We start from the raw sequence: 882 nt of genomic DNA, 5'->3' as shown, positions 1-882 counted from the left end.
CCGGCCGATGCCGGACCGACGGCCCGGGCCGCGGGCGCCGTCCGCGGACGGCCGGGTCACCAGCCGCGTTCGCGCCACTGCGGCAGGGCCGGACGCTCCGCGCCGAGCGAGGTGTCGTCACCGTGGCCGGGATAGACCCAGGTCTCGTCGGGGAGTTCACCGAAGAGCTTGGTCTCCACGTCGTCCAGCAGGGTCGCGAAGTTGTCCGCGTCACCGAAGGTGTTGCCCACTCCGCCGGGGAACAGGCAGTCGCCGGTGAAGACGTGGGGGTGGCCGTGCGGGTCGTCGTAGACGAGGGCCACCGAGCCCGGCGTGTGACCGACCAGGTGGCGGACGTGCAGCCGGCACTCGCCGACGGCCACCTCGTCGCCGTCGGCGAGCGGTACCTCGGTGGCCACCGGGATGCCCTCCACGTCGTCCCGGCCGGCGCAGGTGCGGGCACCGGTGGCGCGCACCACCTCCTCCAGCGCCTGCCAGTGGTCGCCGTGGCGGTGGGTGGTGACGACCGTGCGCACGCCGTCGTCACCGATCAGGGAGAGCAGCGTCGGCGCGTCGTTCGCGGCGTCGATCAGCAGCTGTTCACCGGTGGCGCGGCAGCGCAGCAGGTAGGCGTTGTTGTTCATGGGGCCGACGGCGACCTTGGAGATCATCGGGTCGGCCAGTTCGAGCACGTCGGCGGCTCCGCCGACGGTGACCTTTCCGCTGTAGGGCATGGGGGGTGCTCCTCTCCTGCCGGTCGCCGGGCGGCGACCGGTTGTGCGGGGTGCGGCGATCGGGACGGCTGCGCGGGTCGGGGCGGTGTGCTCAGAGCGGGGGCAGGACCGGCAGGGCGGGTGCGTCGGTGGTCAGCCCGCTGCCGCGGGTACGGCCGGCCAGCCAGCC

At 74.0% G+C, this 882-nt stretch carries 1 protein-coding gene; it reads right to left on the bottom strand.

The features are described from left to right. Positions 1 to 56: 56 nt before the first annotated feature. Positions 57 to 713, bottom strand: a complete 657-nt coding sequence (locus ACYVE9_RS28705; RefSeq protein WP_461030807.1) for an MBL fold metallo-hydrolase — start codon at positions 711 to 713, stop codon at positions 57 to 59. Positions 714 to 882: the final 169 nt, after the last annotated feature.

The sequence above is a fragment of the Streptomyces sparsus genome (assembly GCF_054776295.1).
The sequence above is the reverse complement of the archived record's forward strand: the minus strand, read 5'-3'. Positions and strand labels throughout refer to the sequence as shown.